The sequence below is a fragment of the Microvirga aerilata genome (genome assembly GCF_016743775.1).
GTDB lineage: Bacteria > Pseudomonadota > Alphaproteobacteria > Rhizobiales > Beijerinckiaceae > Microvirga > Microvirga aerilata.
The window spans coordinates 1-2,780 of the sequence record NZ_JAEQMY010000221.1 but is presented as its reverse complement, the minus strand read 5'-3'; the positions used below and the strand labels follow the sequence as shown (position 1 = coordinate 2,780).

Sequence of the window (2,780 nt, the reverse complement as noted above, 5' to 3'; positions counted from 1 at the left end):
AGAACGTGTGGGGTAGGTTGACGCCCCCCCATGCAAAGCTGCACCAATCAGCCTGACCGGTCGCCCTGGCCGTGATCAACTTTCGTGCGGCCAGGGGAGCTATGCCCGCCTTTACGGCCGGCCTCGGAGGCCAGGGCAGAGTTCAGGGAAAAGGTCCGCTTGTCAGCAGGAACGCTTTTGCCGCCCTTGCTTGCGATCTCGCGCCGCCTTTCCTCACTCATCGAGGCAAAGCCACGCTTCGGCGAACTCTCGTTAGTGCCCATGGTCATTCTCCAGACGAGCCTCACGCCCTAGGCTCAGAACGGATGATCTGGCTGGAAGTTCGAGGTCCCCGAAAACTTACTGGAAGGCGGCTGACCTGGGGCAGGAGCACAGGCTCGGCCTGAGCCATTCCTTGCCTAATGCCGGGCTCATCAAACAGAACCCTTATGAGACGCCGCAACTGATAGGAGCAAAGGTTTCAGGGGAGCGGGCACCCAGCGATCCTTACGCAAGCGCACGACCTCCGGAAAAGCGTGAGGTGGCGCCATCCGGGGAGATATGTCCAGAGCGAGCTTCTCTTTCTCGCCGATGGTTGTTTGCTTCATGGCGGTGTCTTGGAAAACCCTGGGGAAAGCGCTATTGGCTCTCGGTATTCTCCCGATAGCTTTCCTGTAAGGGTCGACGCCAAGGCTTTGGCTCTTCCTGTCAACGGAAAGCTCCTCACACTTAGCATAGGACACGCTCGATGCCTGGCATCGCTCGTCAGTTCGAGCCGCAGATCACTCGTACCGGTGGAGCGTCCTCCAGGTACCGTTTTACCACCCGATGCTCCACATGCCACAAAGCGGACACCTACGAAGCCAGCAAGCCTGTGGGTGATGAGCTCGTCAAAGCCTACTTCAAGGACCGTGGATGGCTCCTGGGCCGGGGTCGGAGCTATGACCTGTGCCCGGCTTGCCTGGTAAAACCCCGCGAGCCTCAGCAACGCCACACGCTTCCAACATCCGCGCACCGTTTGGACCGCTCGACAGCCTCGGCGGCGAAGCAACCCCGGGACACGGCTGATATCCTGGCCCGTCACCTGGGCAAACCTGAAGCGCTCGCCGCAGAGGTATTCAGAATCAAGCCCGCGCAGTCCCCTCGCCCCTCCACTCCAGATGCACCACAGCAGGCCGCGTTTGCCCCTGCCCTGCCCCGCGAGGTGGAACAGGCCCTGACCGGGATGGCCGCGGATCTGAAAAGCCTTCGCTCCACCATGGAGCTCATGGCCGAGCAGATTAGCAACCTAGTAGCTCTTGGAAGTCAGCAGATCGAAGCGATCTCGCGTCTGGCGCCTCTGGTGGTCCAATCAGCAGAGGGGATTTCCGGTGGCCTTCGGGATGTTGTCAGCGCGATCCAAACCATCCCAAGCTCATCATCGCCTACGGGAGAGCCCACCAAGGCAGAAGAGCCGCTGATGCGAGAGGCTGACCCTGTTGGACCACAGGATCCGGAGATCAACCGAGAACCAGAGCCTGTGATGGTATCCAAGGTCCAAAAGCGGTTGAAGCAGGGCCGACGTCCGGAGCAGGCCAAGGACCAAACCCGAAAAATGGGTTCCGTGCCCGTCTCGGTAAAGTCGATTCCGGACGCCAAGCGTTCGGACCGGTTCTACACCTCCATTCGCCTACCGCGGGAGTTGTGGGACCAAGCAGGTTTTGGACCAGAGGATCGTCTCCTGCTGGATTGGAGTGGCAAGGCTCTCACCATTGAACGGATTGCTGAGGGTGGCGTGAAGCCGAAGTCAATCAGCGAGGCCTCGGTGGTGCTCCAATCCTGGAAGCTCGGCAATCTCAACCTCGACCAGCCCAAACTCACCGGCGCTCACGCCTCTCTGCGCCTGACAGCTGGACGGATCAGCCGCAGGGCTTGATCGTCGCATGGCGAGCGCGGTGTGAGAGCGTTCTGTGTGATCAGAGGCCCTGCACCCGAGCACCAAATCGTAGCTTCGGGAGACCGATGGGTTCAAGTGGCGGGTCCTGAGCTGTCCGGATGGAGCTCTGAGTGGGCCCCAATCCATTCCCGCGCCTTCACCAGCACAGCCTCGCGGTCCGCCGCCAAGACGATGCCGGTCTGATGGTTGGACCGCGTGATGACCGCGATCCAGTCCATGGGCGTCTGCTGCACTCTGATGGTGTAAGTGGGATGCTGGAGCGTTGATGCCTCTGCCGGCTCTTCAGCTTCAGGCGAGCAAGAATGCGGATCGGTTCCAAATGGGGCGGCAGCAAAGGTTTACAGCTCGGAGGAGAGTGCAGCCATGGCGACTGCTAACTGTAAGAAGGCTGAGGGCGTAGAGCGGGCCAGAGACGAAAAACTGAGAAAGGCGACAAGAGGCATTTGCATCGGCTGCTGACCGGGAACGCTGTTGGCCAGTATGTTAAGGAGTACCTGACCAACAGAACTAAGGCTGCTTAGGGGATGAAGACCCACATCAGCAGAAGGCCGATCACGCCAATGGCTGCAATGCCTAACATAGCCAGCCGAGGGTGTTTATCCCCGAGCATGGCGGCCTCCTCTGATCATGTTGAGGCATAGGTAATACGCTTGGAATGAGCTTATTCAGTGTCCATCGAGCAACATAGGACAGGGGCCGTGGACTTCTTTGCTCTGCCCTCGGGTAAACCAGACGTACTGACAGTGGTCGGGGATGCGGCGGGATCAGTTCTACATGATCGGCAGCACGGTTCACCTCGCGCGTAATGCTCTCCAGTATGTTCGCCCAAGCTGGGTCCGCTTCAGCCTCGTGGGCTTCATCGAGA

Annotated in this window: 3 protein-coding genes; 1 reads left to right on the top strand and 2 read right to left on the bottom strand. The window is 59.8% G+C overall.

Features of this window, described 5'->3' with window-relative positions; all coding sequences use genetic code 11:
- Window positions 1–47: 47 nt before the first annotated feature.
- The gene (locus tag JKG68_RS31760; protein WP_202066366.1) at window positions 48–263 is read right to left on the bottom strand and encodes a KGG domain-containing protein; all 216 of its coding nucleotides are present in this window, start codon (window positions 261–263) and stop codon (window positions 48–50) included.
- A 464-nt stretch (window positions 264–727) separates the two neighbouring features.
- Here JKG68_RS31760 and JKG68_RS31755 point away from each other — a divergent pair, with 464 nt between their 5' ends.
- Window positions 728–1,894, top strand: coding sequence for a hypothetical protein (locus tag JKG68_RS31755; RefSeq protein WP_202066364.1), 1,167 nt, complete (start codon window positions 728–730; stop codon window positions 1,892–1,894).
- Between the two features lie 92 nt (window positions 1,895–1,986).
- On the opposite strand, the gene JKG68_RS31750 is transcribed toward JKG68_RS31755, so the two are convergent.
- Window positions 1,987–2,133: a hypothetical protein gene (locus tag JKG68_RS31750; RefSeq protein WP_202066363.1), complete on the bottom strand. Its 147-nt coding sequence runs from the start codon at window positions 2,131–2,133 to the stop codon at window positions 1,987–1,989.
- Window positions 2,134–2,780 lie beyond the last annotated feature (647 nt).